The organism is Aromatoleum toluolicum, from assembly GCF_012911005.2.
GTDB lineage: Bacteria > Pseudomonadota > Gammaproteobacteria > Burkholderiales > Rhodocyclaceae > Aromatoleum > Aromatoleum toluolicum.
In genome coordinates this window covers 30,811-56,735 of the sequence record NZ_WTVS01000024.1, presented here as the reverse complement: position 1 = coordinate 56,735, position 25,925 = coordinate 30,811, and the positions used below count along the sequence as shown (strand labels likewise).

26 protein-coding genes and 1 pseudogene are annotated in these 25,925 nt (G+C 63.7%); 10 read left to right on the top strand and 17 right to left on the bottom strand.

Features of this window, described 5'->3' with window-relative positions; all coding sequences use genetic code 11:
- Positions 1-62 precede the first annotated feature (62 nt).
- Complete coding sequence (locus tag GPA27_RS12915; protein WP_246261078.1) at positions 63-1,097, top strand: extracellular catalytic domain type 1 short-chain-length polyhydroxyalkanoate depolymerase; 1,035 nt, start codon at positions 63-65, stop codon at positions 1,095-1,097.
- A 17-nt stretch (positions 1,098-1,114) separates the two neighbouring features.
- Here the strand turns inward: GPA27_RS12915 and GPA27_RS12910 are convergent, their stop codons facing one another.
- The 3 genes from GPA27_RS12910 to GPA27_RS12900 are packed head-to-tail and all read right to left on the bottom strand — an operon-like array spanning position 1,115 to position 2,682.
- Positions 1,115-1,414, bottom strand: a complete 300-nt coding sequence (locus GPA27_RS12910) for a chaperone modulator CbpM (protein WP_169141031.1) — start codon at positions 1,412-1,414, stop codon at positions 1,115-1,117.
- A gap of 3 nt (positions 1,415-1,417) precedes the next feature.
- Entirely contained in the window at positions 1,418-2,359 is a 942-nt protein-coding gene (locus tag GPA27_RS12905; protein ID WP_169141030.1) for a DnaJ C-terminal domain-containing protein, read from the bottom strand.
- A gap of 41 nt (positions 2,360-2,400) precedes the next feature.
- Positions 2,401-2,682, bottom strand: a complete 282-nt coding sequence (locus GPA27_RS12900; protein WP_246261076.1) for a hypothetical protein — start codon at positions 2,680-2,682, stop codon at positions 2,401-2,403.
- A gap of 239 nt (positions 2,683-2,921) precedes the next feature.
- On the opposite strand from GPA27_RS12900, the gene GPA27_RS12895 reads away from it, so the two are divergent.
- Positions 2,922-3,410, top strand: a complete 489-nt coding sequence (locus GPA27_RS12895; protein WP_169141028.1) for a phasin family protein — start codon at positions 2,922-2,924, stop codon at positions 3,408-3,410.
- A gap of 76 nt (positions 3,411-3,486) precedes the next feature.
- Here the strand turns inward: GPA27_RS12895 and GPA27_RS12890 are convergent, their stop codons facing one another.
- A complete protein-coding gene (locus GPA27_RS12890; protein ID WP_169141027.1) occupies positions 3,487-4,539 on the bottom strand; it encodes an AI-2E family transporter in 1,053 nt (350 codons plus the stop codon).
- 853 nt (positions 4,540-5,392) lie between these two features.
- Here GPA27_RS12890 and GPA27_RS12885 point away from each other — a divergent pair.
- The gene (locus GPA27_RS12885; RefSeq protein WP_169141026.1) at positions 5,393-6,724 is read left to right on the top strand and encodes a sigma-54 dependent transcriptional regulator; all 1,332 of its coding nucleotides are present in this window, start codon (positions 5,393-5,395) and stop codon (positions 6,722-6,724) included.
- A 22-nt stretch (positions 6,725-6,746) separates the two neighbouring features.
- Positions 6,747-8,102, top strand: coding sequence for an autotransporter outer membrane beta-barrel domain-containing protein (locus GPA27_RS12880; RefSeq protein ID WP_246261074.1), 1,356 nt, complete (start codon positions 6,747-6,749; stop codon positions 8,100-8,102).
- 55 nt (positions 8,103-8,157) lie between these two features.
- On the opposite strand, the gene GPA27_RS12875 is transcribed toward GPA27_RS12880, so the two are convergent.
- The 6 genes from GPA27_RS12875 to GPA27_RS12850 form a co-directional block, all read right to left on the bottom strand.
- Positions 8,158-8,895, bottom strand: coding sequence for a hypothetical protein (locus tag GPA27_RS12875; protein WP_169141025.1), 738 nt, complete (start codon positions 8,893-8,895; stop codon positions 8,158-8,160).
- Positions 8,892-9,581, bottom strand: a complete 690-nt coding sequence (locus tag GPA27_RS12870; protein WP_169141024.1) for a C39 family peptidase — start codon at positions 9,579-9,581, stop codon at positions 8,892-8,894. The genes GPA27_RS12875 and GPA27_RS12870 overlap by 4 nt, the downstream gene beginning before the upstream one ends.
- 10 nt (positions 9,582-9,591) lie before the next feature.
- Positions 9,592-9,978: a hypothetical protein gene (locus tag GPA27_RS12865; RefSeq protein ID WP_169141023.1), complete on the bottom strand. Its 387-nt coding sequence runs from the start codon at positions 9,976-9,978 to the stop codon at positions 9,592-9,594.
- A gap of 69 nt (positions 9,979-10,047) precedes the next feature.
- Complete coding sequence (locus GPA27_RS12860) at positions 10,048-11,409, bottom strand: beta strand repeat-containing protein (protein WP_256222932.1); 1,362 nt, start codon at positions 11,407-11,409, stop codon at positions 10,048-10,050.
- A 474-nt stretch (positions 11,410-11,883) separates the two neighbouring features.
- On the bottom strand, positions 11,884-12,039 hold the full coding sequence (locus GPA27_RS12855) for a DUF3096 domain-containing protein (RefSeq protein ID WP_169141022.1): 156 nt from the start codon (positions 12,037-12,039) through the stop codon (positions 11,884-11,886).
- 18 nt (positions 12,040-12,057) lie between these two features.
- Entirely contained in the window at positions 12,058-12,282 is a 225-nt protein-coding gene (locus GPA27_RS12850; RefSeq protein WP_169128352.1) for a hypothetical protein, read from the bottom strand.
- Positions 12,283-13,174: 892 nt separating this feature from the next.
- On the opposite strand from GPA27_RS12850, the gene GPA27_RS12840 reads away from it, so the two are divergent.
- Genes GPA27_RS12840 through GPA27_RS12825 form a run of 4 tightly spaced genes read left to right on the top strand, consistent with a single transcriptional unit; the run spans position 13,175 to position 16,016 of the window.
- Positions 13,175-13,453 carry a DnaJ domain-containing protein gene (locus GPA27_RS12840; RefSeq protein WP_169141020.1) on the top strand — a complete coding sequence of 93 codons (279 nt, stop codon included), beginning with the start codon at positions 13,175-13,177 and terminating at the stop codon, positions 13,451-13,453.
- Complete coding sequence (locus tag GPA27_RS12835) at positions 13,450-13,959, top strand: hypothetical protein (protein ID WP_169141019.1); 510 nt, start codon at positions 13,450-13,452, stop codon at positions 13,957-13,959. The genes GPA27_RS12840 and GPA27_RS12835 overlap by 4 nt, the downstream gene beginning before the upstream one ends.
- Positions 13,960-13,970: 11 nt before the next feature.
- Complete coding sequence (locus tag GPA27_RS12830; protein WP_169141018.1) at positions 13,971-14,747, top strand: hypothetical protein; 777 nt, start codon at positions 13,971-13,973, stop codon at positions 14,745-14,747.
- Between the two features lie 42 nt (positions 14,748-14,789).
- Positions 14,790-16,016, top strand: a complete 1,227-nt coding sequence (locus tag GPA27_RS12825; protein ID WP_169141017.1) for a hypothetical protein — start codon at positions 14,790-14,792, stop codon at positions 16,014-16,016.
- 82 nt (positions 16,017-16,098) lie between these two features.
- On the opposite strand, the gene GPA27_RS29485 is transcribed toward GPA27_RS12825, so the two are convergent.
- The 4 genes and pseudogenes from GPA27_RS29485 to GPA27_RS12805 form a co-directional block, all read right to left on the bottom strand.
- Complete coding sequence (locus GPA27_RS29485; RefSeq protein ID WP_373322756.1) at positions 16,099-18,333, bottom strand: CheR family methyltransferase; 2,235 nt, start codon at positions 18,331-18,333, stop codon at positions 16,099-16,101.
- Positions 18,334-18,474: 141 nt separating this feature from the next.
- Positions 18,475-18,883: pseudogene (locus tag GPA27_RS29480) on the bottom strand (chemotaxis protein CheB); the annotation flags it as partial.
- Positions 18,884-19,135: 252 nt separating this feature from the next.
- A complete protein-coding gene (locus GPA27_RS12810; protein ID WP_050415966.1) occupies positions 19,136-19,771 on the bottom strand; it encodes a response regulator in 636 nt (211 codons plus the stop codon).
- A gap of 9 nt (positions 19,772-19,780) precedes the next feature.
- Positions 19,781-21,853 carry a PAS domain-containing sensor histidine kinase gene (locus GPA27_RS12805; RefSeq protein ID WP_169141016.1) on the bottom strand — a complete coding sequence of 691 codons (2,073 nt, stop codon included), beginning with the start codon at positions 21,851-21,853 and terminating at the stop codon, positions 19,781-19,783.
- Between the two features lie 460 nt (positions 21,854-22,313).
- Here GPA27_RS12805 and GPA27_RS12800 point away from each other — a divergent pair, with 460 nt between their 5' ends.
- Both GPA27_RS12800 and phaP read left to right on the top strand, forming a co-directional pair.
- Positions 22,314-22,691, top strand: coding sequence for a hypothetical protein (locus tag GPA27_RS12800; RefSeq protein ID WP_169141014.1), 378 nt, complete (start codon positions 22,314-22,316; stop codon positions 22,689-22,691).
- A 167-nt stretch (positions 22,692-22,858) separates the two neighbouring features.
- Positions 22,859-23,395 carry a TIGR01841 family phasin gene (gene phaP / locus GPA27_RS12795; RefSeq protein ID WP_169141012.1) on the top strand — a complete coding sequence of 179 codons (537 nt, stop codon included), beginning with the start codon at positions 22,859-22,861 and terminating at the stop codon, positions 23,393-23,395.
- Positions 23,396-23,422: 27 nt separating this feature from the next.
- Here phaP and GPA27_RS12790 read toward each other — a convergent pair whose 3' ends face one another.
- The 3 genes from GPA27_RS12790 to GPA27_RS12780 are packed head-to-tail and all read right to left on the bottom strand — an operon-like array spanning position 23,423 to position 25,925.
- On the bottom strand, positions 23,423-24,127 hold the full coding sequence (locus tag GPA27_RS12790) for an ABC-type transport auxiliary lipoprotein family protein (RefSeq protein WP_169141010.1): 705 nt from the start codon (positions 24,125-24,127) through the stop codon (positions 23,423-23,425).
- The gene (locus tag GPA27_RS12785) at positions 24,124-25,086 is read right to left on the bottom strand and encodes an MlaD family protein (protein WP_169141008.1); all 963 of its coding nucleotides are present in this window, start codon (positions 25,084-25,086) and stop codon (positions 24,124-24,126) included. Before GPA27_RS12785 ends, GPA27_RS12790 begins: the two co-directional genes overlap by 4 nt.
- Positions 25,087-25,091: 5 nt before the next feature.
- Complete coding sequence (locus tag GPA27_RS12780) at positions 25,092-25,925, bottom strand: ABC transporter ATP-binding protein (RefSeq protein ID WP_169141006.1); 834 nt, start codon at positions 25,923-25,925, stop codon at positions 25,092-25,094.

The window sequence follows — 25,925 nt, the reverse complement described above, 5'->3', positions numbered from 1 at the left end:
TGCTGTTGCTCCATTGATGATCGAGCGCTGAAGGCATGGCACGACGCAGGCGAAATGCCCTCTTGAGCCGATCCTTCCAGCGGGCACTGACGGCGATGACGCGGACGGCGATTCGCGCCGGTTCGAAGGCGATCACCCGGGCGCTGAAGGCAAAGCCCGCGCGCAAACCCGCAGCGGCGAAAAAACGCGCGCCGGCGAAGCGTGTCGTGGAAAAGCGCAGCGCGCCAATCGTCGGCGACTGGAGCGCGGGGCTCGCCATCGGCACTGCGGGCGCCCGGCGCTACTGGCTCTACAAGCCTCCCGGCGTGCGGCGCGGCGAGCGCCTGCCTCTCGTGGTGATGCTGCACGGTTGCTGGCAGGGCGCGGAAGCCCTGGCCTCCAGCAGCAAGATGAACCGGATCGCCGCGCGCGAACGCTTCTTCGTGCTGTATCCCGAGCAGGACCGCATCGCGAATGCGCAAGGCTGCTGGAACTGGTATGACACGCGCTCCGGCCGGGCGCAGGCCGAGGTCGGCGCCATCCATGCCGCGATCGATCAGGTTTGCCAGCTGCACGCGGTCGACCCGGAGCGCATCGCGCTGGCCGGGCTATCGGCGGGTGCAGGGATGGCCGCGCTGATGGCGGCCCATCACCCGCAGCGTTTTCGCGCGATTGCGATGCATTCGGGTATCGGAACCGGCGTCGCGCATTCATCGGCCACCGCCTTGCGGGCCATGCGCGGGCGCCGGGTCGCAGGCAACGCGCTCGCGCCAATCGCTGCCGGAACACGGTCGCCAGCCTTGCTGGTCATCCACGGCACCGCCGACTACGTCGTCGCGCCCGGCAATGGCGCCGAGGCGGCACGGCTGTGGGCCGCCCGGGCGGGTGCGAAGCCGGGCACGCCGCGCACCGTGCAGCGCGGCACACGCTACGCCGCAACCATTACCGACTACCGGGCGCGCGGCCAGCTGGTCGCGACCCTGTGCGAGGTCAACGGCCTCGGCCATGCGTGGAGTGGCGGCGCCGCGGGCCAGCGCTACAGTGACCCGAAAGGCCCGGACGCGTCACGCATGATCTGGACCTTCATGGCCAAGCAGTTCGCCCGGGGCGCCGGCTAGTGGCCGGCATCGAGCAATCAGACGGACCCGAGCCGTCGCCGCAGACGCGCGACTTCCTCCTGCAGATCGACCACCAGGGCGGCCAGTTCCGGCACGGCATCGAAGGCGGACTCGAGCTGCCGCATGCGCCGGGCCCGCGTCAGGTCGTGGCTGGCGAAGCGCCAGTACGTCATCTGCACCGAACCGTCGCCGAGAAATCCGGCCTCGACCCGCTCGACAATCCACTGCGGCTCGACCCCGCAGGCTTGCGCCGCCTCTTCCAGGGTCAGGGTAACTTCGTCGACCAGGACGCCGGTCACGATCTCATTTTGCGTCACGGCTCACCCCCTCACTTTTCCGCGGGGATCGAAGTCCAATTCCCGCGCCATCGTTGCATAGAGCTCGCGGGCCTTGTCGCTGTCTGCCGGAGGCAGCACGACGTCCAGCACCAGATAGAGATCGCCCGGCGACGCTCCCGGAATCCCGCGTCCCTTCAGGCGCAGCCTGCGGCCGTTTTGCGACCCTCCCGGCACTTTCACCTGCACCGCACCCGAGGGCGTGGGCGCTTCGATGGACGCCCCCAGCGCGGCTTCCCACGGCGTCACCGGGAGGGTCTGAAAGACATCCCGCCCCTCGATCCGATAGCGTGCGTCGGGCGCGAATTGCACTTCCAGAAACAGGTCGCCCGCCGGGCTGCCGCCCAGGCCGGGGCTGCCCTGGCCGCTCAGGCGGATATGCTGGCCTTCCTTCACGCCTTTGGGAATCTGCACGTGCAGGCTGTGCTCCCTGACCCCGACGCGGCCGTGTTCATCCGCCTGGGGGACATGCAGGGTGATCGTCCGTGTTGCCCCGTGATAGGTGTCGGCCAGATCGATCAGTATCTTGGCGTGACGGTCCTGGCCGCGCATCCGGAAATCGTCGGCGCCATGCCGGGCGCGGCCCGTGTGGCCGAACAGGTTGGCGAAAAAGTCGCTGAAATCCGCATCGTCCGTTGGCGACGGACCGCGCCCCGAAAACTCGAATCCCGCGTCCCAGTCCGGTGGCGGCTGAAACTCCTGACCGGCCCGATAACGGCTGCCCAGCTGGTCATAGGCCGCGCGCTTTTCCGGATCGGAAAGCACGGCGTTGGCCTCGTTGACCTCCTTCATGTGCTTTTCCGCTTCCGGCTCCTTGCTGACATCCGGGTGGTACTTGCGTGCGAGCCTGCGGTAAGCCTTCTTGACCTCATCGGCGGTCGCGGTCTTCGCCACACCGAGGATCTGGTAGTAATCCCTGAATTCCACGCTCACAGCTCCTGAATCGATTGGCGTTGCACGGTCTCCGCTCAGTCCGTGGCGGGGAAGCGGTAGAGCAGCGCATTCAGGTAGCGCGCCACCTCCTCGATGTCCTCGTTGCCCCAGCCCGCCCCGGCGACATCCTGCCAGCGGCGCACTTCCAGCCTGAGGCTTGCCCAGTCGGTGACGACCCGCTTGTCGCGCCAATGGACATCAAGGTTGTGGCAGCCCTCGCAATGCGTCGCGTACAACAACTCGCCCCGGGACGCGTCGCGAGGGGCTTCGGCGGCACTTGCGAGATTCCCGAAGAGCATGAACGGCACGATGAGCATCGATATCCGGCGCATACTTTTACCCCTCCCAAATATGGGTCTCGCTTTAACTATAGATCGGCGATTTCGTCCCGCATTGCCGGCCCGAAATATAAGGCTTGACTCTCAGCCCAATGGGGCCACACTGTATGTGCGTGCTGCGTCGCAACATAAAAACTGGTACACGAAGACAGCGAGCAACGCTGAGCTGATTTCATTCCAGACCACTTTACGCGGCAATTCCCACAAGGAAAGTAATAATGCAAACCACCACACCCGAACAAATCCGCGCCGCCAAGACCTACACCAACGCCCTGATGGCGCTGTCGCAGGTCGCCTTTTCCGGCGTCGAGCGCCTGACCGCCCTGAACCTGAATGTGGCCCGTGTCGCACTGGAAGACGGCTTCGCCGCGTCGAATAGTCTGCTGCAGGCGAGGGACGTCAGCGAACTCAAGAACCTGCAGACCACGATCAACGCTCCGGCAATCGAGCACTGCGCGGCGTACTTCCGCAGCGTGCAGGAGATTGCTGCCGATTCGCAGCAACAGGTCGCCCAGCTCGTGACGTCGTACTTCGCGACACTCGGCTTCGACGCGACTGCCAAGGCCGGCACGAATGCGGGGTTCGACATGTTCTCCAAGTTTGTGAAGGACACGAACAGCATGTTCGAAGCCAACGCCAAAGCGGTCGGCGACGCAACGACGAAAATGATGGCGCCGGTGACGTCTCACCCGAAGAAGGCTGCGTAAGCCCTCGGGCAATAGTAAGTAAGTAAGGAAGGAAGAAGCCCCGCGAGTCGGGGCTTTTTCCATTCTGCGCCGACGCTTACGCCTGGTCCGACACGTGATCGGCGAGGAAGCGCAGGAGCGCAGCAAGGACCGTGAGCAGCACCGGGCCGATGATGAGGCCGATGATGCCGAAGGCCGAAATGCCGCCGATGATGCCGACGAATACTGCGAGCATCGACACCGGTGCCTGGCTCGAAATCAGCAATGGCCGCAGCAGGTTGTCGGAGATCGACACGCCCAAGCCCCAGATCAGCAGGAAGATCGCCCAGCCCCACTCGGCGTTGGCCGCCAGGACAAGAACCCCCGGCACCCACACGAGCGCTGCCCCGCCGATCGGCAACAGTGCCAGAAGTGCGGCCATCACGCCGAAGACGACCGCAGAGGGCAGGCCCGCCATCGCGAAGCCGATGCCCACCAGAGCCCCTTGGGCAAGAGCCGTCAGTCCGGTGCCGTAGACGACGGCACGTGTCGTGCCGCCGATCAAATGGAGCAACTCGCCCTTGCGCTGTGCCTCCATCGGGACCAGGTGCACGACGCGGCCTAGCAGCTTCGGGCCGTCGCGCAGCAGGAAGAAGAGCAGGAACAGCATCATGAAGAAATGGACGACGGTACCCACGGCGCTGAGGACAAAATTTCCGCCCGTCGCGGCCAGCGACTTCAGCAACATCTGGGTGCCGCTTGCCAGCCAGCGTTGGAGCTGTTCGGTAGTCGCAGTGAAGTTCTGGCGCAGCCATTCGACAAGACTCCCGATGATGGGGTATTGCTCGAGCTGCGCGAGCAGATGGATATCGAACCGCAATTCCTCGGCCTGGAGACGGGTGATCAGCTCCGTCACCTGATTCGCGAATGCGATGCCAAGGCTGACCAGCGGGCCTGCAAGGATGACGGGAACAAGCACGGTGATGATCCCGGCTGACAGGTCGGCGCGTCCTTTGAGCTTGCGGGTCAGTCTGCGATGCACCGGCGCCAGCAGAAACGCGAGGCAGATGCCCCACGCCAAGGCACCCCAGAAGGGCGCCAGCATCCAGTAAAGGGCGAGTGCGAAGAGGGCCGCCACGACAATTACGAAGGCCTTGCGATAGTCGTCCACGCGTGCTCCTTGGGTAAGTCCGGGCTTCCCGACGCTTGCCGCCAATTCTGCCCCTGATCGGCGCGCTCGCGAAATGCCCACGACACACCCCGTCATCTTTTCCGCCTGCACGACCCCCGATGAGGCATTTGCACGACTTGCACCGCGATGTGTGCCGTGAAGCCTAGTGTCGAAGAATTTGACACGTGCCGTCGAGTCATCGATGCGGTGTCGATCACTCCGGTGAAATAAATGCTTGGAGCATAATCAGGGCGCGCGATGGGAAGCGCTCAAGGCGGATTTCAGCGTCCACGCGATGCGCACGAGCGGCCACATCCAGCCGATCGCACCCCCTTGCTGCAAATGGGCCAATTGACCCAAGCCTTCGCCCCCATGCGTCCATGTCGTCCAATAATCGTCAAATGCGGCGATTTCCTACACACCCCCCGGTATTTCATGGGCGACATTTCCGTCCCCAATGCGCATCGAGAACGATGAGCGTGACGCAGCAGGCGAGGGTGCTGCGAGCGTTTTCGAGCGTCAGTCCATGACCATGTCTTCAAAAAAATACATAGGAATTTTTAGATGGCGCGCACGAATGCCAGAAGCATATTGTTACATCACGACACACACCGGCATGGATACACCCGACGATTGGCATCATTCATGCATCCTCTCCGTGCGTAAATGGCTCGGGCGAAATGCAGACTGATGCAAATGGGTTGGCCGGGCATTTCCCTGGCGAACCCGATCAGTGGTTGCGGTCCGGGAACCCGAGCTGGCATGCGGGACGTACCCGAGCAGGAGGCAGGGCTTGCGCCACGGTCTCCGATGCCCGGAATGCGCAAGTACGGCCCGGACTTCGAGGTTGGTCATGGAAAAGCGGAAGGGCGTATTACTCGACAGCAACGGCATGGTCCGTGCCGGATTGAATGATCTGGGCCTCCCCGATTGGGATTTCGCGGTCGCGTCGACCGTCGAGGCCGCCAACAAGGTATTGGCGGGAAGTCATCCACTGGTCGGCCTGGTGGCCTTTACCTCACCGCAGTCGTGGTCGCCCCGCGAGCTGGAATCCCTGATCGCCCGGCATGACATCGAATGGATCGCAATCCTGGGCCGCGAACTGCTGCACAACCAGAGCCTGGCGCCAATGGTGCTGCGCAGTTTTCATGACTTTCACACGCTGCCGCTGGACCGCGATCGTCTGGTCATGACCTTGGGTCACGCGCATGGCAAGGCGCTGATCTGCAGGAGCATCGTCGAACAGGACGATGAGATCGGGCGGTACGGGATGACCGGACGCTGCCCGAAGATGCTCCAGCTGTACCGCCAACTCGACAAGATCGTGACGGTGGATGCCCCGGTGCTGATCGGCGGCGAGTCCGGCACCGGCAAGGAACTGGTCGCCCGCGCCATCCATCATCACTCGGAGCGTGCCAACGGGCCGTTCGTCGCGATGAATTGTGGCGCGATCGCGCCCAATCTCATTCAATCCGAGCTTTTCGGGCATGAGCGCGGGGCCTTCACCGGTGCGCACCAGCGCAAGATCGGCAACGTCGAGGCGGCCAACGAGGGGGTGTTGTTCCTCGACGAAATCGGCGACCTGCCGCTTGACCTGCAGGCGAACCTGCTGCGCTTTGTGCAGGAAAAGACCATCGTGCGGGTCGGCTCGACCGAGCGGGTGCGGGTGAACGTGCGGGTGATCGCGGCGACCCACAGGGATCTGAGCCGCGCCGTCGCCGAAGGGCAGTTCCGCGAGGACCTCTTCTACCGGCTCAACGTGCTGCATCTCGGCGTCCCACCGCTGCGCGAGCGCGAACAGGATATTGCGCTGCTGGCAACCGCCATCTTCAAGGCCAACCAGCATCAGAAGAGTCCGCAGGTGAAAGGCTTCAGTTCGGAAGCGTTCCGCGCGATGTGCGGATACCCGTGGCCGGGGAACGTTCGGGAACTGATCAACCGTGTGCAGCGCGCGATGGTCATGTCCGAAAGCAAGCTGATCAGTGCCGCGGATCTGGGACTTCCCTCGTCGGACGTCGATGCATCCGGTCAGACCCTGGATGAAGTCCGCTCGACGGTGGAGAGGGAAGTCATCGAGAGCAGCTTGAGCAGGTACCAGAACAATGTGTCGGCAGTGGCGCGCCACCTGGGCGTTTCGCGCGTCACGCTGTATCGCATGATCGATCGCCTGAAGATTGTCCTGTAGCCCAGCGGGCCGCAGCCTGGCCTTGGTCGAGCACGAGAAATGTGGGGGAATCATGAAAGCACTGGCACATCGTCAAGGACGGATGCTGGGATGCAGTCTGGCCGGCCTTGTGATCGCCACCTGCGGCTCCGCCGCCCATGCCGATGAGGGGAGCTTCACGGCATCGATGGCAGCGCTCAAGGAGCGGATCGAGGAGCAGGCCCGTCAGATCGAAGCGCTCAAACGTGATCTCGCGCAGCAGCAGATGCTGATCGACGGCATGCAGCGCACCCGCGATATCGGCGAGGTCAGGGGGCGGGGAACGGCATCGGCGGGCGCGGTCGCCGCGCCATCAGCGACGCCGCCCGAGCCGGTTTCCCCGCCGCGTCCCCCGCAGCAGCTGGCGCAGGCGCCGAAACCGGTCGGGCAGGCGCCCGAACGCCCCAAGGAGAACCGCCCGCCCGCGGTCGCGCCGATCTTCGAGCAGCCCGGTGTCCTGACTCCGCCGGGCAAGTGGTTGGTCGAACCTTCGCTGCAGTACGCCCACTCATCCAGCAATCGCGTCGCGCTGGTCGGATACACGATTATCCCGGCGATCGTGATCGGACTGATCGACGTGCGCGAGGTGAAGAGCGACACCTTCATCGGCGCATTGACGGTGCGGCGCGGAATCACCAACCGCTTCGAACTTGAAGCCAAGATTCCCTATGTATATCGCACAGATACCAGCGTCAGCCGGCCGGTCGGCGCCGGCGCCGCGGCCGATACCTCGTTCGACGTCGATGGCCACGGCCTTGGAGACATCGAATTCACCGGCCGCTATCAGCTCAACGACGGGGGCGCGGAGGATCCGTACTACATCGCCTCGCTGCGGGTCAAGACGCGCACCGGCAAGGACCCCTTCGAGGTCAAGGTCGACCGCACGATACGCGGCACCACCGGCACCGGGCTGCAGACCGAGATGCCGACCGGGTCCGGCTTCTACACGGTCCAGCCAGGGCTCACCGTGCTCCTGCCGTCCGACCCGGTGGTGTTTTTTGGCGGCGTGAGCTATCAGCACAGCTTTGCGCGCGACAACGTCAAGCAGAAGACCAATGACGGGGATCTCGATCTGGGGAAAGTGGAGCCGGGCGGCGCGGTTGGCTTCAACTTCGGCATGGGCCTCGCGCTGAACGACCGATCGTCGTTCAGCATCGGCTACGATCACCTGTCGGTAGGCAAGGTCAGGGTAGGCGGGCGGCGGCCGACGACTTCGATCCGCGCGCAATTGGGAACCTTGCTGCTCGGCTACTCGTACAGGCTCAATTCGGGCAATACGCTCAATCTGACGATCGGCGCAGGGCTCACCGAGGACGCGCCCGATCTCCAGCTCACCCTGCGCATGCCGCTCCAGCTCTGAGGCAAGGCCTTCGGCAGCTTGCCCCCGGGCGGGCTGCCGAATGTCCGGAGCGCACCTATCTGAAAAGCGCGCTGTTAACCGTGCTTCTGAGCGAGTCGCCGATACGGTTGGCCTGCAGCATGTCCATGCTGTTCACCGTGGCGTTGATGGTCGTGACGGAGAGTATCGTCTGATCGTTCAGGGTGTTCTGGATCACCGTCGCGAAGGCACCGGACGAGATCATGCTCGCATCGAAGGTGTTGTTCGGCCCGTTCTGGATCAGGCCGACAGTGCTTCCCACCGTCAGCGCCTTCGCGGCTTCCGCGCTCCCGCCGACCAGCGTGCCGAGATCCGCAACGTTCAGGCTGGTCGTGCTCAGCAACTCGCCGTTGATATAGACGAGACGCTCGATGCCGAAGGACAGCATCAGGCCGCCGGGGGTCTCGAATCCCCCCCTCAGGCCATCCATCACCGCGTCATCGAGCACGGTCACGCCGGCAAACAGGAGAGATTCTCCTGCACCCGGGGAATTGATCCCGGCAAGGCCACCGGATTCGGCCTGATCGGGGGCTCGCGCGCCGGGCGAAGCGCGCTCGATCCGATCCGCACCCTGCGGTGCCGGGATCAATCCCGGGTGTTGCAACGCCGCAGCATGCTGCGGAACCTGTTCGGCCACGTGTCCGAAGCGCCCGGGCTGGAGGGCGTCCTGCTGAACCGGCATCGCGAGCCGCGGAATTCCTGCCGCCACGACGGCGCAGGCGAGCAGTCTGTAAAGTCGTCCCGGCCGCGGCGCGATCATGGTCGTTTCGCTCAATGGTCCATCGGGCCGGGACGGAGCATCTGCACGTCCATGCTGTTCGCCCCCCGAACCCCGTTGCCGAGTGGCGCCGCCGGTCGTACCTGCCAGTCCCGCTCGCGATTGAAGTGCGCGAGATCGACCCTGTTGTTGATCACGAGCAGGATGCCGTTTGTCCAGAACTTCTCGAAGTCGTTGCGACGAAGCACGCGCGTGCCCAGGGCAGGGTCGCCGATAACCACCGCGTTCGGTCGCACGCCTTTCACGACGACAAAATGCGAATACCCGTTCTCCTTGACCAGCGCGATCGCCGGCACGGCGGCCTCGGCCAGTTGGTCGAGCGATACGCGCACACCTTCGGCGCGGAAGCCCTTGCCATCGAGAAAGAGCTTCATGTCAAGCATGGAAAAGCCCTCGCGCTGAATCTTCGCCTGGTCTCCGCGTTCGAACATATGTTTGAAGACCTCGACCTCGTCGACTTTCAGACCATAGTGATGCGTCAGCAAGGTTGCGACCGCCGCCGAGCCGCAACTGAAGTCATATTGCTGGCGCAGCGTCGACACAAAGCGCGCGCCCTTGAGGCTCGTCACCGGTACCGCGTAACTGTTCCCGGCCGGGCCCAGTATCCCCGGCGAATCCGCGAGGGCAGGCTCGAGCAGGCAGCAGGGCAGCATGAGGACGGAAAACCACGCGCGGACGTTCATCGCCGCCTCGTCAATTCACTTCGACATTCAGGATCACCGCATTCTGGATCAGGACCCCGTTTCCGCTGTTCTGGATGAACATCGGCACCCCGCTCGCACCGGCAAGCGCACCGCCGGTAATGAGGTTGTGCCCGGTTGCGGCATCCGAAACCGAAATCTCGCTCACCGCGCCGATCGCGCGTATTTCACTGCTATGCGTGTCGGCGCCGCCACGCAGACCGGAAAGCGCCGCCTCATCGAGTACCGGCGCTCCCAGCAGCCTTGACGCCGGCTCCTGCACCGAGAGTTCCTCGGCATCACCCAGCATCACCAGGTCATCGGCCCACGCAGGCACGGCCGTGCCGTACATCAGCGCCAGCGCGATGCCCAGGGCGAGCAAGTGCAGTACCTGTTTCATGGCTTGACTCCTCGACTGCCAATGAAACCGGGGGAAGGTTCTCGGTTCCCCCGGCTCTGCGCGCGCGAGTTACCTGACTGTCAGGTTTGCCTGCACATTCACGCTTTGCTGCACCAGTGCACCGATGCCGCTGTTCTGGGCATTGACGATGATGCCGGCGCCGTTGGTGAAACTGCCGCTGATGGTATTGGACATGTTGAAGGTCCCCGCATCGACCATCGCGGTGCCGCCGGCTCCGCCCATGCCGCCTTCGCCACCGGTGCCGGTTCCGCCCGTCGCCATTCCGCCGGTGTTCGTGCCGCCGTCGCCGCCGGTACCTGCGGTGTTGGTGCCGCCGTTGCCGCCACTGCCGCCATTGCCGCCTGTCGCGCTACCCGTCGAGGCATCGCCGCTGGTCGCCGTACCGCCGTTGCCGCCGGCTCCCGCGGTATTGCTGGCCGTGCCGCCATTCCCGCCGGTTGCCGTGCTGCTGCTGGCGCCCGCCGTCGAGTCACCCGCGGTACCATCCCCGCCGGTTGCAGTCGCGCTACCCGGCAGAGGGGACGGTGTAACCGTAGCCGCCCCGCCGGACGAACCGTTGCTGGCCGTCGTATCGCCAACCGATGCGCTGCCGTCACCACCGTTGGCTCGCGCGGGACCCGCATTGCCGCCGGTTGCGCCGGTTGCGCCGTTTGCCTCGCCGGTCGACGCAGTGCCACTTGAACCATCGCCGCCATTGCTGCCAGCACCGCCGCGCGCGCCGGATGCCGCACCACCGGAACCACCCATACCTGCAGCTGCGCCGCCCGTCGCGTCGCCTCCGCTGCCAGCCCCGCCGGCTGCGCCCGCTCCGCCGTTGGCATTGCCGTTGTTCGTCGCGATGTTGCCGAGACCGCTCACCGATACACCGCTGACCGTACCGGTCAGTGTCGACAGGGCCATTACGTGCGTCGTGTTGAACGCGTTATTGAAATTCGCCGTCGAACTCGAGCCATTGTTGGCTGCCGTGCTGCCGAAACCCTCGGCCGCCGCCGTGCCTTCGTTGTCGCGGTTGTCGCCGTCGGCGCTGCTGGTGTTGGTGTGCGTCGAATTGTCGTTGCCCTGATTCGAGCTGTCGGCGCTGTTGGTGGAGTTGTTATTGCCCTGGTTCGAACTGTCGGCACTATTGGTGGAGCTGTTGTTGCCCTGGTTCGAATTGTCGGTACTGCTCGTCGAATTGTCGTTACCCTGATTCGAACTGTCGGCGCTGTTGGTGGAACTGTTGTTGCCTTGATTCGAATTGTCGGTGGTGGAGCTGTTGTTGCCCTGGTTCGAGTTGTCGGTGTTGCTCGTCGAGTTGTCCTGCGTCGCCGTCGAGAACTCGTTCGCCTGCGGGCTGGTGTCGCCCCCCTGCGTTGCGGTTGCGGTGGCGGTTTGCGTATTGGTGTCCGTGACATCGCTGACGGTATTCACGGGATTCGCCCACACCTGCCCGGCGAGACCAAAGGCCAGCCCGATTGCGGCTGAGATCAGAGTCTTCCTCATCGTAATTCCCCTTCGATAGCCAGAGCCGGCACCATGCCAAGCCCGGTGGCCACGAATTCGCAAGACCCGTGCCGTATGCTTTTTATGTTCGCAACTTATTGATTAAAAGTGATATGTCTGAATTCGTAATGCATTTGGGGTGGCCGCGCAGCGGCAACGCTGTACAGACTCTGTACAGGCGAACCCCGACCCCAGCTCGTCGCCATCCGAGAAGCAGGCATCAAACCATTGATTCATAAAGGGCTGGACACGAATCGCGCGACAGGATTGAGGTGTTTCAGTGGTGAAACACTCTTGCGCGCCGGCCATCGACAGACCTTCCCATAGGACGGCCAGGCAGGGCGCCTGGGCCGGATCACGGTTTGAGGTCCGTTCGCAGCGAGCGCTGAGCAGCGGCCGAGTTCAGCGAAGGTTGAAGTTGCCGCCCCCGAAGACCCCGATCAGTCCGATGAGGATCAGATAGATCGCGACGATATAGTTCAGCAGTCGGGGCACGACGAGGATGAGAATCCCGGCGATCAGCGCGACCAGCGGAGCAAGAGCCAGGTTGATGGTCATGTAGGCTTTCCCTTTCAGTCATTTCTTCGACAGTACGGCGAAAGCGATCACGCACGCGCCGCCACCGATGAGCAACCAGCCGACGAGCGGCGGTATCGAGACCGTATGCGTGCGTTCGGCGGTCGCCGTGATCGGCCCGATCTGGAGGATGTTCTCGGTCGTCGTATAGCTGTAATGGTCGTAGCCCAGAACGGCTGCGCCCATGACAATCAGTGCGACTCCGGTAATGAGTAGGGCTTTCATGGTTCGTCGATCCCTGGACTTGCGCCCCGTTGATGAGAATGTTGCCGTCCGGCAAATGATATTTACGCCGAAAACGGCGTCGGCTCTGTACGGTTCCGCACAGAAGGGCCCCGCTGCGGGAGTCAGTCCCGGGGTTCACCGTCTCCGACAGTCCTTGTGCTGCAGTCGATCCGTGGCGCGGCGGTGCCGGGACACACACGCGCGCGGTTGTGTTCGCCAGCGAACGGAACACGGCGCGGGTATCGCGTATTTTCAAATCGCACGTCCAGCTGACCGCGAATCTCCCCAAGAGAGCGGTTGTTGACCAACACTCCAAAGGAATTCAGATGAAGTACTCGATAATTTTTTCAGCGGCATTGATGGCGCTAGCCTTGAGCGCGTGTGAAAAGTCGACGGTCGTGACGCCGGCCCCGGCTCCGGCTCCAGCGCCCGTCCCGGGACCCGCCGGCCCCGCAGGTGCCCCTGGCGCCACCGGAATGACCGGGCAGATGGGGCCCACCGGGTCGACAGGATCTACCGGGGAAACCGGATCGACCGGGTACACCGGAGCACAAGGATCAACCGGTTCCACCGGCGATACCGGAGCCCAGGGTGAGCGCGGCAAGACCGGTGGCGACACCGTGATCGTCGTTCCGCCTCCGGCTCCCGCGCGTTGAGATCCGCCTGGCGTTGCCTCGGACTACGCCACCCACGGGTGGCGTAGTCCGTTCAGGCTTCCTTCTTTGCGCGGGCGGCAGACTTCCCCCGGTGGGACGCCAGCGTGTCGCGAGCGGGATGCAGCCATGCTAATGGCATGGGCAGCGCGGCTCGGCCAAGCCGACTCTCTGCGAAGGGGCCAATAGTTCCTTGTTATACTAGTAATGATAAGCCCCGTTTATTCCTGATGACTGAAATGAGAGACCCGTACGAAGTTCTAGGTGTTTCGCCAGTCGCATCTCTCGATGACATCAAAGCGGCCTACCGCAAGGCGGCCCGTCTTTACCACCCCGACAGGAACCCCTCGGCCGACGCGTCGGCCCGTTTTCGGGAAGCCCAGACGGCTTACGAATTGCTGGGTGACGATGCGAAGCGCCGCGAATACGATGCGCTGCGCCGCCGCAACCTGATCGACGACCCACTGCAGGAAGCGACCTCGCTGTGGAATGCGTATATTGAGAAAGTGATTACATGACGTCGTTCTATTTTGAAGATCTTTCCGAGCGCTACAACAGCGAGCTGGATGACTTGCGCACTGATTCGGAAAACAAGAACGTGCTCAACCTGCGTCTGCAGGAAAAGCGTCAGTGCTTCAAGGATCTGATGCCCATGATCGAGGAGGCGCCGGAAATGGTCGCGCCCGCGCTGCATGGGGCGTATGCGTTCAACGACCGCAGGATTCTTGACCGGGCGGCCAACGCCACCCCGGGGCTCGGTCGTTTCCCGCGCTGGGCGGAGATGGAAAGAACCCTGGATATCCAGCCGTGGGCGCGTCCGCTGATCGAGATGTGCCTGGAGACTGCCGATGGCGATGTCTTCCTGACCTCCACGGCCGTGCTCGAGTGGATGCTTACCGAAGACATCCGCAGGCCTGACGCCCCAGCCCAGGCCGACGAAGAAGATGAAGACGATACGGAAGACCTCGGCGAAGCCGGTGAAAGCTGGATGACCGAACAAGGTTTCGATACCCCTGACCGTTGAGCACCAAGTCCATGACCCATCCTGCCGTCATCCAGACCCAAGCCCTGATCCTCGCCGGCGAAATCGCCGAGGCGGAATCGCAACTGGTCGCCATCGCCGAAACGCAGGGCGACCAGGCGCTGGTGAGCGTCCTCGACGAACTGGCGCCAAAGGATCTGTTGGCCATCATGCGCGAGTTCGACTCCAGCAAGGAGTCCGTGATCAACCTGGTGGTCAGTCCCGAACAGTTTGTCGACGCGATCCTGCTCGAACGCAAGTATGGCGAGCCGCTCGAGAAGTACGTGCCGCGCCTGCGCAACACCATGAATGCCGTCATGCACCGGGGGGCAGGCGCCTGCGTCGAGATCCTCGAATGCCTGACCGAACGCGATGAAGGCATCCGTCTGCTGGCGGACTACTTCACCGACTACTACGATCTGCTGCAGAACTTCGCCTTCCACGGGCGCTTCGAAGACGACTTCGATCTCGAGAAGGCCATGGCGCCCAAGCGGACGCACTCCTTCGATGCGGAGGAGCAGTTCGACGAGATGGAGCAGGGGCTTGAAGCCGGTGACTCGATGGAGCTGGCACGTCCGAGCATGTCGCGCTCCGAAGTGGCTGATGGCGACTGGATGGAAACGGCGTGGGTGCTGCGCCACGAATTCCAGGACAGCTTCGAACTGCTGATCATCGAGGTCCAGGATCGCATGCGTCGCGAAATGGAAGCCGCGCATGTGCCGCCGCCGGTCGAAACCGGCGAGCCGGGTGTGCCGAAGATTCAGGAAGACGAAGAAGAGTCCGCCATCTGATAGGGAAGCGCGAAGCCGTTGTGCTTCGCGCGCCACACACGAATGTCCAGCAATACCACTGTCGCAACCGTCGATGCCCGCCCGTATTTCGAGCAGGTGCTCTCTTATGCCGTGAACCAGCGCGTCATCGACGATGAGCGCCTGGCCGCCATCGGACGCGAAGGCGCGAAAGGGATCGTTCAGCTGGCCGGCTTTTTCGGCACCGCCAACCTGCGCCCCGAGCTCGAAGCGGCGCGCACCCGCCTGGTGACCCTGGTCAGCCTGGCGCTCGAGTCCGCATCCGGCGGAAAAGTTGCGGCGGCCGCCGACCAGCTGCGCCAGAAAACGCTCCTTGCCCTGTCGAAGGCTGGAGCCGACGCGCTGCGTGCCTTGCTGAAGCTGCCGGAAGACCTGATTCTGGAACCGCCCGCCGCGGTCAGCCAGATCGAAAAGCAGATGCTGTCCCTATGGACGCTCGACGAGCCGATGACGCATGCCCGGTACCAGGAGGAAATGCAGCGGCGCGAGGGCATCCTGGCCCAGCACGAACTGAGCTACTGGCTGGCCGGTAAGCTGGGCGTGTCGCGCAAGGATCTGCAGATGAACGAACCCTGCGAGGCGGTCATCAACAGCGCACTGCTGGTGTTTTTCGTCGACAAGAAGCCCGGCAAACTGTTTTCCACCGGGCAGTTCATGGAACTCCATGCATTGGCCTGCAAGAAAAGGAAGCGCGATTTCCCGGCTCTCGACGAATGGGCCGAAGAGGCTCCGGCGGCGATCCGCGGCGTGCTGGGTGACGCACGCGAGAACTTCCTCGGCAAGCTCTTGCCGACGCTCAAGCAGCACCCCGCCGCGGATTTCATTCCGAAGGAGGAGGTCGGGCCGCTGTCGGGATATTTTTTCTTCAACACCTGCGGGCTCGACGAGCTGACGCATCACGACAAAGAGACCGAAGACGCCTGGCGGAAAATCACCGGTGGCAAGGGCGAACACCCGGATGTGATGTGCACCGTCCTGTTGATGGTCGCGACCGGCCTGGAGCCCGGTCCCACGTTGCGCAAGAAGGATGCGATCGGCGTCTGGGAAGGTTTCCGCAGCTCGGGCTTCGACGAGGCGGCGGTGTCGCGCTTCATCCAGCAGGTCGTGCCGTTTCAGTATCAGGCCGACGTCAGGCATCTTTGGTCCGAAGACCTGGGGCCCGATGCCCGCATGCATCTCAACGACGCGGATGAGCATGACGTGCTGGCCTACCTGCACGAGACGTGCAGGGCGACCTACAAACTGCGCTAGCAGTCCGTCGGACTACGTCACCCACGGTGGCGTAGTGTTCCCTTTTTCGCACGCGCATGATCAGGATTCGGACACTTGCGCGCTACGTCGCGCGCTCTTGCCCATCGTCCTGCATTGCCAGCAGGATCAGCTGCGTGTCGCCGCTCCTGCCGGCTATGCGGCGGGCATTGAGCGATATCCTGCGTCGCCCGATGGCGGGGAAGACCTGTTCGACCACGTAACCTTCAAAGCTGCGGTCGCGCGGCAAGATTGTTTCCAGCAGTTCCCGTAGTGGGGGGATGTCCCACTGGCCGTTGCCGACGTCGTAGAGCGGGCGGCCCAGGGTATCTTCGGGCGTGACGCGGAAGTTCCGGTAGAACGAACGGCTGGCGGAGACGATCTTCAGGGCCCCGTCCAGCACCAGCAGCGGTTCGCGTACCGTATCGACGATGCCTTCGGCCAGATCCCGCGCCGTGTGCACCGCCGCCTCAGTTTCGACGCGCCTGCTGATGTCCGTGAAGGTCAGCACCACCCCCTCGATGACGTTGTCGACGGTCCGATAAGGCATGATGCGCGCCAGATACCAGGCGCCCCTATCCGTGCGAAGCTCGCACTCATAGGGGATCAGGCTGTCGAGGACGGTCTGTGCGCGGGCGAGCAGGTCGTCACCTTCCAGTTCGGAGTTGATGTCACCCAGCGGCCGCCCCACATCGGAGCCGATCAGGCGATAGATCCGCGCCGCCTCACGCGTAAAGCGGCGGATGACCAATCGCTCATCCAGGAAGATCGTGCCGACGTTCACGTTGTCGAGCAGGTTCTTCATGTCGTTCTGTATGCCCGTCAGTTGCTGGATCTTGGCGTGCAGCTCTGCATTCACCGTCACCAGCTCTTCATTGACCGACTGCAGCTCCTCCCTGGATGTCTCCAGTTCTTCGTTGCTCGACTGGAGTTCCTCATTGGTGGACTGCATCTCCTCGTTGGACGCCTGCTGTTCCTCGATGGTGGCCTGCAGGCTCTCCCGCGTGTAGGCCAGTTCCCGTTCGAGGGCCTCTATCCTCTCGTTCGTGAGCGACGTCGACTCGCGTTTGCTGCGTTTCCGCGTGCCGGGTGCGCCGCCCGAGATTTCCTCGAAACTGATCACCAGCACGGTCTCGCCGGCGTCCGTGTCCTGCACGGGGCGCAGACTGAAACTCACCGTCTGTACCTTGCCATTGGTGGTGACGGCGACTTCCCGGCCCAAGGTGGCTCCCCCCTGGCTGGTGGCGTGGAGGATTGCCGCACGCAGTTCAGGTGGCAGTGGCTCGCGCGCCATCTCGACCACATTGAGCGTGGCCTGGCCGGGAGCCGGGCGCAGGAAGTTTCCGGTGTCGCCGTGAACATAGAGGATGTTGCCCTTCAGGTCCGTGAGGACCGAAGCCGGCGCGTAGGATTGAAGCAACACGCGTCGGGTCAGTTCGGCGAAGTTGGTTTCCTTGGCTCTTTTCATGACTTCCTCGGGCGCTTTGCCCCTTCTATCCGCGGCCCAGGACAAGCCATTGGCCAGCACCGTGCGGGCAGAGGCGACGGAGTGGGTGGCACGATAGAACTTCCATTTGCGGTCTTGCGCCGTGAACAATCCGGTGTGGTTGCCGATGCTTTCCGAGGGCGAGAGAAACAGTATTCCGCCTGGTTTGAGCGCGTAATGGAACGCCGGGATGAGACGGTTTTGCAGTTCCGGCTCCAGGTAGATCATCAGGTTGCGACAACACAGCAGGTCGAGCCGGGTGAAGGGAGGGTCCTTGATGACGTTCTGGACGGCGAACACCACCATTTCGCGAATTTCCTTCCTTACCCGATAACCCGCATCGTCCTTGAGAAAAAAGCGGTGCAGCCGGTCAGGCTGGACGTCCTGGACGATATTCGGCGGGTACACGCCCGTCCGTGCAGCGCTGATGGCATCTTCATCAAGATCCGTTGCATAGAGTTGAACCTTGAATGCCTGCTCGCGCTCGTCCATCAACTCGCGCAGCAGGATCGCGATCGAATAGGCCTCTTCGCCGGTGGCGCACCCTGCCACCCAGATGCGCAGCACATAGGCCTCCGGTTTGTCCCGCAGCAACAGCGGCAGGATCTCGCGCTTCAGCGTGGCAAAGGCCTCGGCGTCGCGAAAGAAGCTGGTGACGTTGATCAGCAGTTCCTTGAACAGCGTCTGTATCTCGGCGGGATTTTCCTTGACGTAGCGGGCATAGACCTCGATGTCCTCGATGTCGTGCTGCGCCATGCGCCGCTCGATGCGGCGGCCGATGGTGCTCTTCTTGTAGAGCGAGAAGTCATGGCCCGTCGCGGTGCGCAACAGCATCAGGATGCGGCTCATGGCGCCGACGGCCGCCGGCGTCGGTCGATCTTCCGTACGCCGCGCAGTGCGGCGGATGCCTGCCAGTAGCGCGCGCGGCATGGCGTCCGCGGCCAGCACAGCGGTCGCGTAGCCCGACCGGATCGCACTGGCAGGCATGCCGTCGTAGCGGGCGTCGGCAGGATCCTGCACCAGCGCGATGCCGCCGGCCCCCAGGATGGCACGCAGCCCGAGGGCCGTCGGTGCCCGTGCCGGACAGGATGATGCCGACCGCCTTGTCGCCGCGGTCTTCTGCGAGGGAACGCAGAAAGGCGTCGATGGACATGCGCAGGCCGCGCGGCTGATCCGGGACGCTCAGCTGCAGCCTGCCGTGAAAGATCGCCATGTCGCGATTGGGCGGAATGACGTGCACGCGGTCGGGGGCCACGATCAGCTGATCCGTGGCTTCGACCACCGGCATGGTGGTGGCGCGTTGCAGGATTTCGGTGAGCAGGCTGGCGTGGTCCGGATCGAGGTGCTGAACCAGCACGAAGGCCATGCCGCTATCCGCAGGCATCCGGCGGAAGAACTGCTCGAAGGCTTCCAGGCCGCCGGCAGATGCGCCCATGCCGACGATGGAAAAATTTCCGGGGTCCATTCTCGCTGCGCGCAGGTCGGGGAGGGCGCCCGTCGTGGCGGCAATCACGGGAGTCCCGCTATCGGGCGCTTCAGCTACCTTGCTGTTTGGCACCAGGTTTCCTATCCGCACGGCGCGGAATGACCGAACCGGAATCTTACTCCAACCGGATAAACCGCCATTCAATACTCATCAACCGAGCTTGTGCTCCATGACGTAACGGGTGACCTCGGCATTGGACTGCATCGCGAGCTTTTCGAGCACGCGCGAGCGGTAGGTACTGACGGTCTTGACGCTCACATGCAGCGTCTCGCCGATCTTGGTGAGTGGAATGCCCTTGCTCAAGAGCAGCAGCACCTCCATCTCGCGCGCGGAGAGCGCTTCGTGGGGAAGCCGCTTGCCGCGGCTCACCGTGCCGGCAAGGAGCTTCTCCGCCAGCGCGGGACTCACGTAACGGGCGCCCGTAGCGACCGCGCGAATCGCGGTCAGGATCTGGCCCGGCGGGCTGTCCTTGTTCAGGTATCCCGAGGCACCGGCATTCAGTGCAGGGACGGCGAATTCGTCTTCGGAGTACATACTGAAGATCAGGACCGGCAGATCCGGCCACTCCCGCTTCACCCGCTTGAGCACTTCCAGCCCGTCCAGGTCCGGCAGGCTGATATCCAGCAACACGACGTCGCACACCCCTTGGCGCACGAGCGCAAGCACCTCCTCGCCCGTGGCAGCCTCCGCGGCGACCTTGAGATCCTCGGTGGAGGCAAGAAACTGCCTCAGGCCGCTGCGAACGACCGCATGATCGTCTGCAATCAGCAGGTTGACCTGTTTCATCGCTTCCCCTTAGCTGTCGAGGGGGATCCGCAGCATGAGCTGTGTCCCCTTGTCCGGTCGGCGGCCGATTGAAAGCGTCCCCCCCAGGTGCTCGGCACGTTCGCGCATGCCCATGAGGCCGAAGGAGTCCGGGCGCTGCAGGTCGCTTTCCGCGATACCCGAGCCATTGTCGACCAGTTTCACGATCAATGCGCCATCATGCTTGCGGACGTTGATCGTCACCTTGCTCGCGCCCGAGTGCTTTGCCACGTTGGTCAGACCTTCCTGAATGATGCGAAACACGGCGGTATTGCCGAGCTGCGACAGGCGCACGTATTCCGGTAAGCGAAGCACCGTGGCGATGCCCGTGTTGCGCGAGAACTGCGTGACGTACCACCTGATCGTCGCAATGAGGCCCAGTGTGTCCAGCGTCGCCGGGCGCAGGCTGCTGGAAACGCGTTTGACCACGCGCAGGGCCGCGTCCGCCTGCTCGAGCAGGCCAGCGAGCTTCGTGCGCAGCGGTTCGGAGCTCGCAACCTCTTCCGCGGCGATCGCGAGGCCGAGTTTGAGCATCGTCAGCGTTGCGCCGAGTTCATCGTGCAATTCACGCGCGATCATCGCGCTCTGCTGTTCCCGCAGCGTTTCCAGGTGCAAGCCGAGTTGCTTGATGCGCTCGGCGGTCCTTTTCTGGTCTTCCGCCGCACGCTTGCGCTCGCTGATCTCGTCGTGCGTCACCACCAGCCGGACCGGGCCATCGCCGGGAAAACGCGTGACATGCATTTCGAACCAGCGCGAGGTCGCGGGGGTGCGGCATTCGTATTCGAGCGAAAAGGTCTGGCGTTTTCCCGCCAGCAGATCCTGGATCGCATGGTGCACACCGGAGGTTGTTTCGGGGGACCAGCAGGGCATTCGGAAAGGCATTGCGAGGCAGTCCGGACAGCCGCCGGACCGAGCCTCGCAGTCGCCGGCGTCAATTGTCCATTCGCGCCACGTCCTGTTCGTGGCGATGATCCCCCCGTGCTCGTCGAGCACGCACAGGCTGGACGACAGCGAGTCGATCGTCGCGCGCGCGAAGCGCTCGGCTTCGGCAAGCGCCTGCGAGCGGGCTTCGACCTCGGCCGTGCGCTCGACAACCTTCTCCTCCAGCATGTCGTTCAGCCGCAGCAGGGCGGCCTCGGCATGCTTGCGTGCCGTGACATCGGTCACGGCGCCCACCAGTCGTACGACGCGGCCGGCGGCGTCGCGCACGAGGTGGCCACGATCCGCGACATACCCCCAGTGACCATCCTCATGGCGGACGCGGTATTCGACCTGAAACTGGTTCGTGCGCGTTCTCAGCGCGCTCACGATCGCCGGCCGGATCCGGCGCAGGTCCTCCGGATGCACGTGCTGCCGCCACCAGCGCCGGTCAGGCCTGAAGTCGCCCGAAGCGATGCCGCAGACCTGCGGCAGATCGCTGCTCCAGTAGAGCGAGCCGGTGCGCCGATCCCAGTCGTAGATCCCCCCCGACATCGCCTGCATGGCCATGCGCAGGCGCAACTCGCTCTCGTTCAGCGCCTCCATCCGCTTCTGCTCGGAAATGTCCGTCAAGGTGATGCGCACCGCGACCTCGCCAGCGTTCGAGGTCACCCCGATGCCATCCACCCGGCCATGAAAGCGCGTCTTTCCCCTGCGCAGAAGGTGCAGCTCGCAATCGCGGCTGTCGGAATGCCTGGCCACGTCAGCAAGATAGACATGCCAGCGGTCACGGTCCTCGGGCAGCACGAAGTGCGCGAAGCGCCGGCCCAGCACCTGCTTGCGTTCGGCCCCGAGCAGCTTCGTCGCGGTCAGATTGATTTCATCGATGGTCCCTTGGCGCGTCAGGGTCAGATAGCCTACCGGCGCGAACTCGAACAGATCGACGTAGCGATCCCGTGCTTCCTCGAGCGAAAGCTGGGCGTTGCGTAACGCCGCGTTCTGTCTCTCCAGTTCGACCTGATGAACCCTGAGCTCGTGCAGGAGTTCGTCCGGCAAGGGGTGCGGCGCATCTGCGGCGGATGTGCCTTCAGGCTGCGTCGCGGCCCGGCGGACCGATTGCACGCCGTCATCCTGCAACGTGCTCATATGCCATTCCCTTCAAACCGCATGTCTCACCCCCGGTGCCTCATCCGCCCTGCAGACCTGGAGCGCTCCAGGCAAACCCGCGGAACAACCCGAAACCGATATCTACACCATTTTCGCATCGCTGCATGTAGGAAAAACCCGACATCGCATGGGCTGAATTCCGACATCGATCGGGCGCGCGGCCGACAGAATGTCATAAGTGGAAATGGCATTATTCAACCCCTAAATAGAGTACGTTCCCAGCGGTCCGCTGCGGTGAGGGAATCACGAGTTCAAAAATCAATTCGATTCCTCAGCATCACAGAGTGTTCTTATCAAAGCGTCGCGAGCACTCGTCAGCGCAACCGAACAAACGACAGATCGAAAAATGGCGAGGTGGCAGGGATGCCGTCGCCGGGGTTGAGTCGATGCCAAGAAAATCGACCGCCCCTAATGCCTGCGTCGTGTGGAGGAGACAAACGTGCAAGCTGTTCACAAGCAGATCATCAGAAAGATGACAGAAGCCGACTCCGGCTCGCCGCCAACCTGTCACAACCAGGCTGGCGATTGTGGTCGTATGAGTCTTGGTTATTACTTCGTGATGCCGAGGATACGCACGAAGAACGGCCGGAAAGCCGTCGACGCCGGCAACCTGCGTGCGTTCGGGCCGTTTGACAACCCGGACCTCGCGCGCTTCATCGCCACCAGCGCGCGCGCCCTGGGGGTGCTTGATCAGGACGCAGCCATCCAACCCGTCGCAATCATGGAGCCGAGTCAGGCCCGGTACATGCAGCGCAAGTCGCGTCGCCATCCGGTACCGACACGATCCGTTGGCGCGTCGACGAGCGCACCCCATTGACATCTTCCTGTCACGTGCTGAAAGGCCCGGGCGCGCGGCGTCATCGCGCCTGCCGATGACTGGTGACGTTTCACTACCCTGATATCACCCCGCTGCCGACCCGAAGGTTCGAGTCGGCGGCTTCGCTGCACGCAATCTGAACGTCTTATTCAAGAGGAAACTGCTACATGAACTCGATCAGCTATCTGCAGAAAGTTACCGAGGCTGCCAGCGACAACGGTGAAGTCTTCAAGGCGATCTTCGACGTCTCGCTGAACGCGACCCAGCAGATGCTGGCGCTCAACGGTGACTTCGTCCGCACCTTCATCACAGCCGGCACCACCCCCTCGGCGCACGACGTGCACGAGCAGATGAGCGCTTACATGCAGGGGTTCGAGCGCGCGAGCGAGTACTTCCGCAACGTGAATGAGCTCTGCGTGAAGACGCAAGCCGAAATCGCCAGCGTGAGCGCACAGCGTGCGGCCGAAGTCACGCAGGCGCTGGTTGCGCAAGTCGATAACCTGTTCCAAGGATCCCCGCTCAAGACGGCCGGGATTGCCGACATTCTGAAGTCGACATTGAGCAACGCCGGCACCGCCTGCGAAAACATCATCAACACCTCGCGCGAGGTCGCCGAATCCACCATGACGGTGGCGACGCAGGCGCTGCAGACGTCCGCCGACGCATCCCGCACGAGCGCCCGCTCGGCCCGGAAGTCCGCGTAATTTTTTTTCAGCCTGCCGCGGGCGGTGTCATCGCCCCGGCAGGCCTTCCTCCGTCAGCTTCGGGGCTTCGGCACCGGGTGGGTGCCAGTTCGCTGCCGTGTCGGCGCAGAGCTGTGCGAGCTGCCCGAGCACGGTTTGCACCGCGCGATTTGCGGCAACAACTCCGCCGTAGGGCGTCTCGTTCGCGGCATCGACGCTCTCATCGAATTCGCGTGATCCCAGAATCCGGCGCGTCCGGTTATCGACGAGATAGGCGCGCATCGTGAAACGCACGCGACTCGGCTGGCTGGAGAAATCGTGGTGCAAGCGGGTGATCTCGGTGTCGAGGCGCAGATCGCCGGTCGCGGCACTCGGCGTCAGCACGACCGCGCGGAATGCCCCGCTGGTTTCCACTGCAGCGACGATAAGCGGCGCGACCATGCGTGCAGGCGTATCGACCCATTCGCTGCGCGCAAAGTATTCGAGCTTGTGGGCCTCGCGCACGTAGATGATGCGTTGGCTGTCGTAACCCGATACCGCGTGCGGGGGATTGACGATCAGCGTGGGGCCCCTGACCGACAAGGTCGCCGGATGACGCATTGCTGCCCGGGCCTCTATCCGTGCGTCGTCGAGCGAATAAAAAGCGGGCGGCGGCGTCGCCGTCTGGCGCAGTGTGCCGCAACCGGCGCCGAGCGCCAGCAACAAGCCGGTGGTGCATAAGCCGGAAAATCGTGCGAGGGATGGATTCATCATGGCCGTTGTTGTCCTGAGGGGATTGCGGTTTCCGACTCTCCCGGCCCGTCCGGCACCGGCCGGCGTCCGAACAGGAGTCCGGCGGGGTTGCGTTCGGTTTGCTCGGTAAGGCGCCGTAGCGAGGTCGACAGGACACTGAGTTCCCCGAGCAGCCGCTCGAGTTCTGGCAGCGTTTCCTCGCCCAGGCGTTTCAGGTCGGCTCCGGCCGAATCGACGGTCTTGCCGGCGCTGACACTTGTGCGGGCGACCTCGTTGCCCATCTTCTCGATCGCCTCGGCGCTGCGCCCGATGCGATCGATCACGGGGCCGGCCTGCGCGCTGGCACGCGAGCTGTTCTCGAACGTGCGGGCGGCGTGGGTGATGCCCGTGTCGAGTTCCTCCTTGCGTGCGGCGATCGTGCGCGCGACGGCAGCGATGTCGGCGAGCGCGCTGGTGAATGCCGCACGGTTTTCGTCACTGAGGATGGCATTGATGCTGGTCGAGGTGCTGTCCAGCTTCGCCAGCACGCTCGTGAGCACATTCTCCAGTCGTGCGGCGAGCGAGGGTTTGGTGCGGATCACCGGGTAGGGACTGCCCGCGGTGGCGCGAAGGAGGGGCGCATCCTGCGTGCCACCGCTGAGTTCGACGTAGGCAATGCCCGTCAGGCCCTGCGTCTTGAGCACCGCGACGGTGTCCTCCTTGATGGGCGTGCCACGCTCGATGGCGAAGATCAGGTTCACCCGTTCCGGGTTGGTCGGGTCGAGCTGAATCTGCCGCACCTTGCCGACATCGACACCGTTGTATTTGACCGGCGCATTCAGATTCAGGCCGGCGACCGATTCGTCCATGATCGCCAGATAGAGGTCGTATTTCTTCTGGAACGCGCCGCCCGAGGCGAGCCACAGTATGCCCGCCACCAGCACAGCGCCGAGGACGAGGACGAACCCGCCGACGACCGCATAATTGACTTTGTTTTCCATGATGGCTATCCGGTTTGCCCGCTGGTGTGCACGTCGGCCTGCTGCTTGTCCTGCTCGTGCGCCGCTCTCCCGCGCGGGCCGTCGAAGAATTTCCGGATGGCGGGGTTGTCCATCTGCGCGAGCTCGGACATCGAACCGACGCCTTGTACCTTGCCTTCGGCGAGGACGGCGACGCGGTCGGCGAGCTGCCACAGCAGGTCGAGGTCGTGCGTGATCATCACGATGGTCAGGCCGAACAGCTCGCGCAGCTTGTGCACGAGCTGGTCGACTTCGCCGGCGCTTTCGGGGTCGAGGCCGGCGGTCGGTTCGTCGAGAAACAGCAACTCCGGGTCGAGCGCCAGCGCGCGCGCGAGTGACGCGCGCTTCCTCATGCCGCCGCTGAGTTCGGCGGGATATTGCGCGCCGACCTGTGGTTCGAGCCCGGTCATGGCGAGCTTCGCGGCCGCGATCTCGTCGATCAGCGCGTCATCCAGCCCGGTGTGCTCGCGCAGTGGCAAGCCGACGTTTTCCTGCACCGTCAGCGATCCGAACAGGCCGCCATGCTGGAACATCACGCCCCAGCGCCGGCGCAGCGCAAGGGTTTCACCGTTCGCGTCGCCACCATCGAGCGCCTGCAGATCGACGCCGAGGACCCGGATCGAGCCGGTGTCGGGGCGATGCAGCAGGATCATCTCGCGCAGCAAGGTCGATTTGCCGGAGCCGCTGCCGCCGATCACCGCGAAGATCTCGCCGCGGCGCACTTCGAGGTCGATGCCGGAATGCACGACGTGGTCGCCGAAGCTCGTCGACAGCTTGCTGATCTCGATGACCGCGTCGGTGGAGGGCGTCGGGCTTGGCAT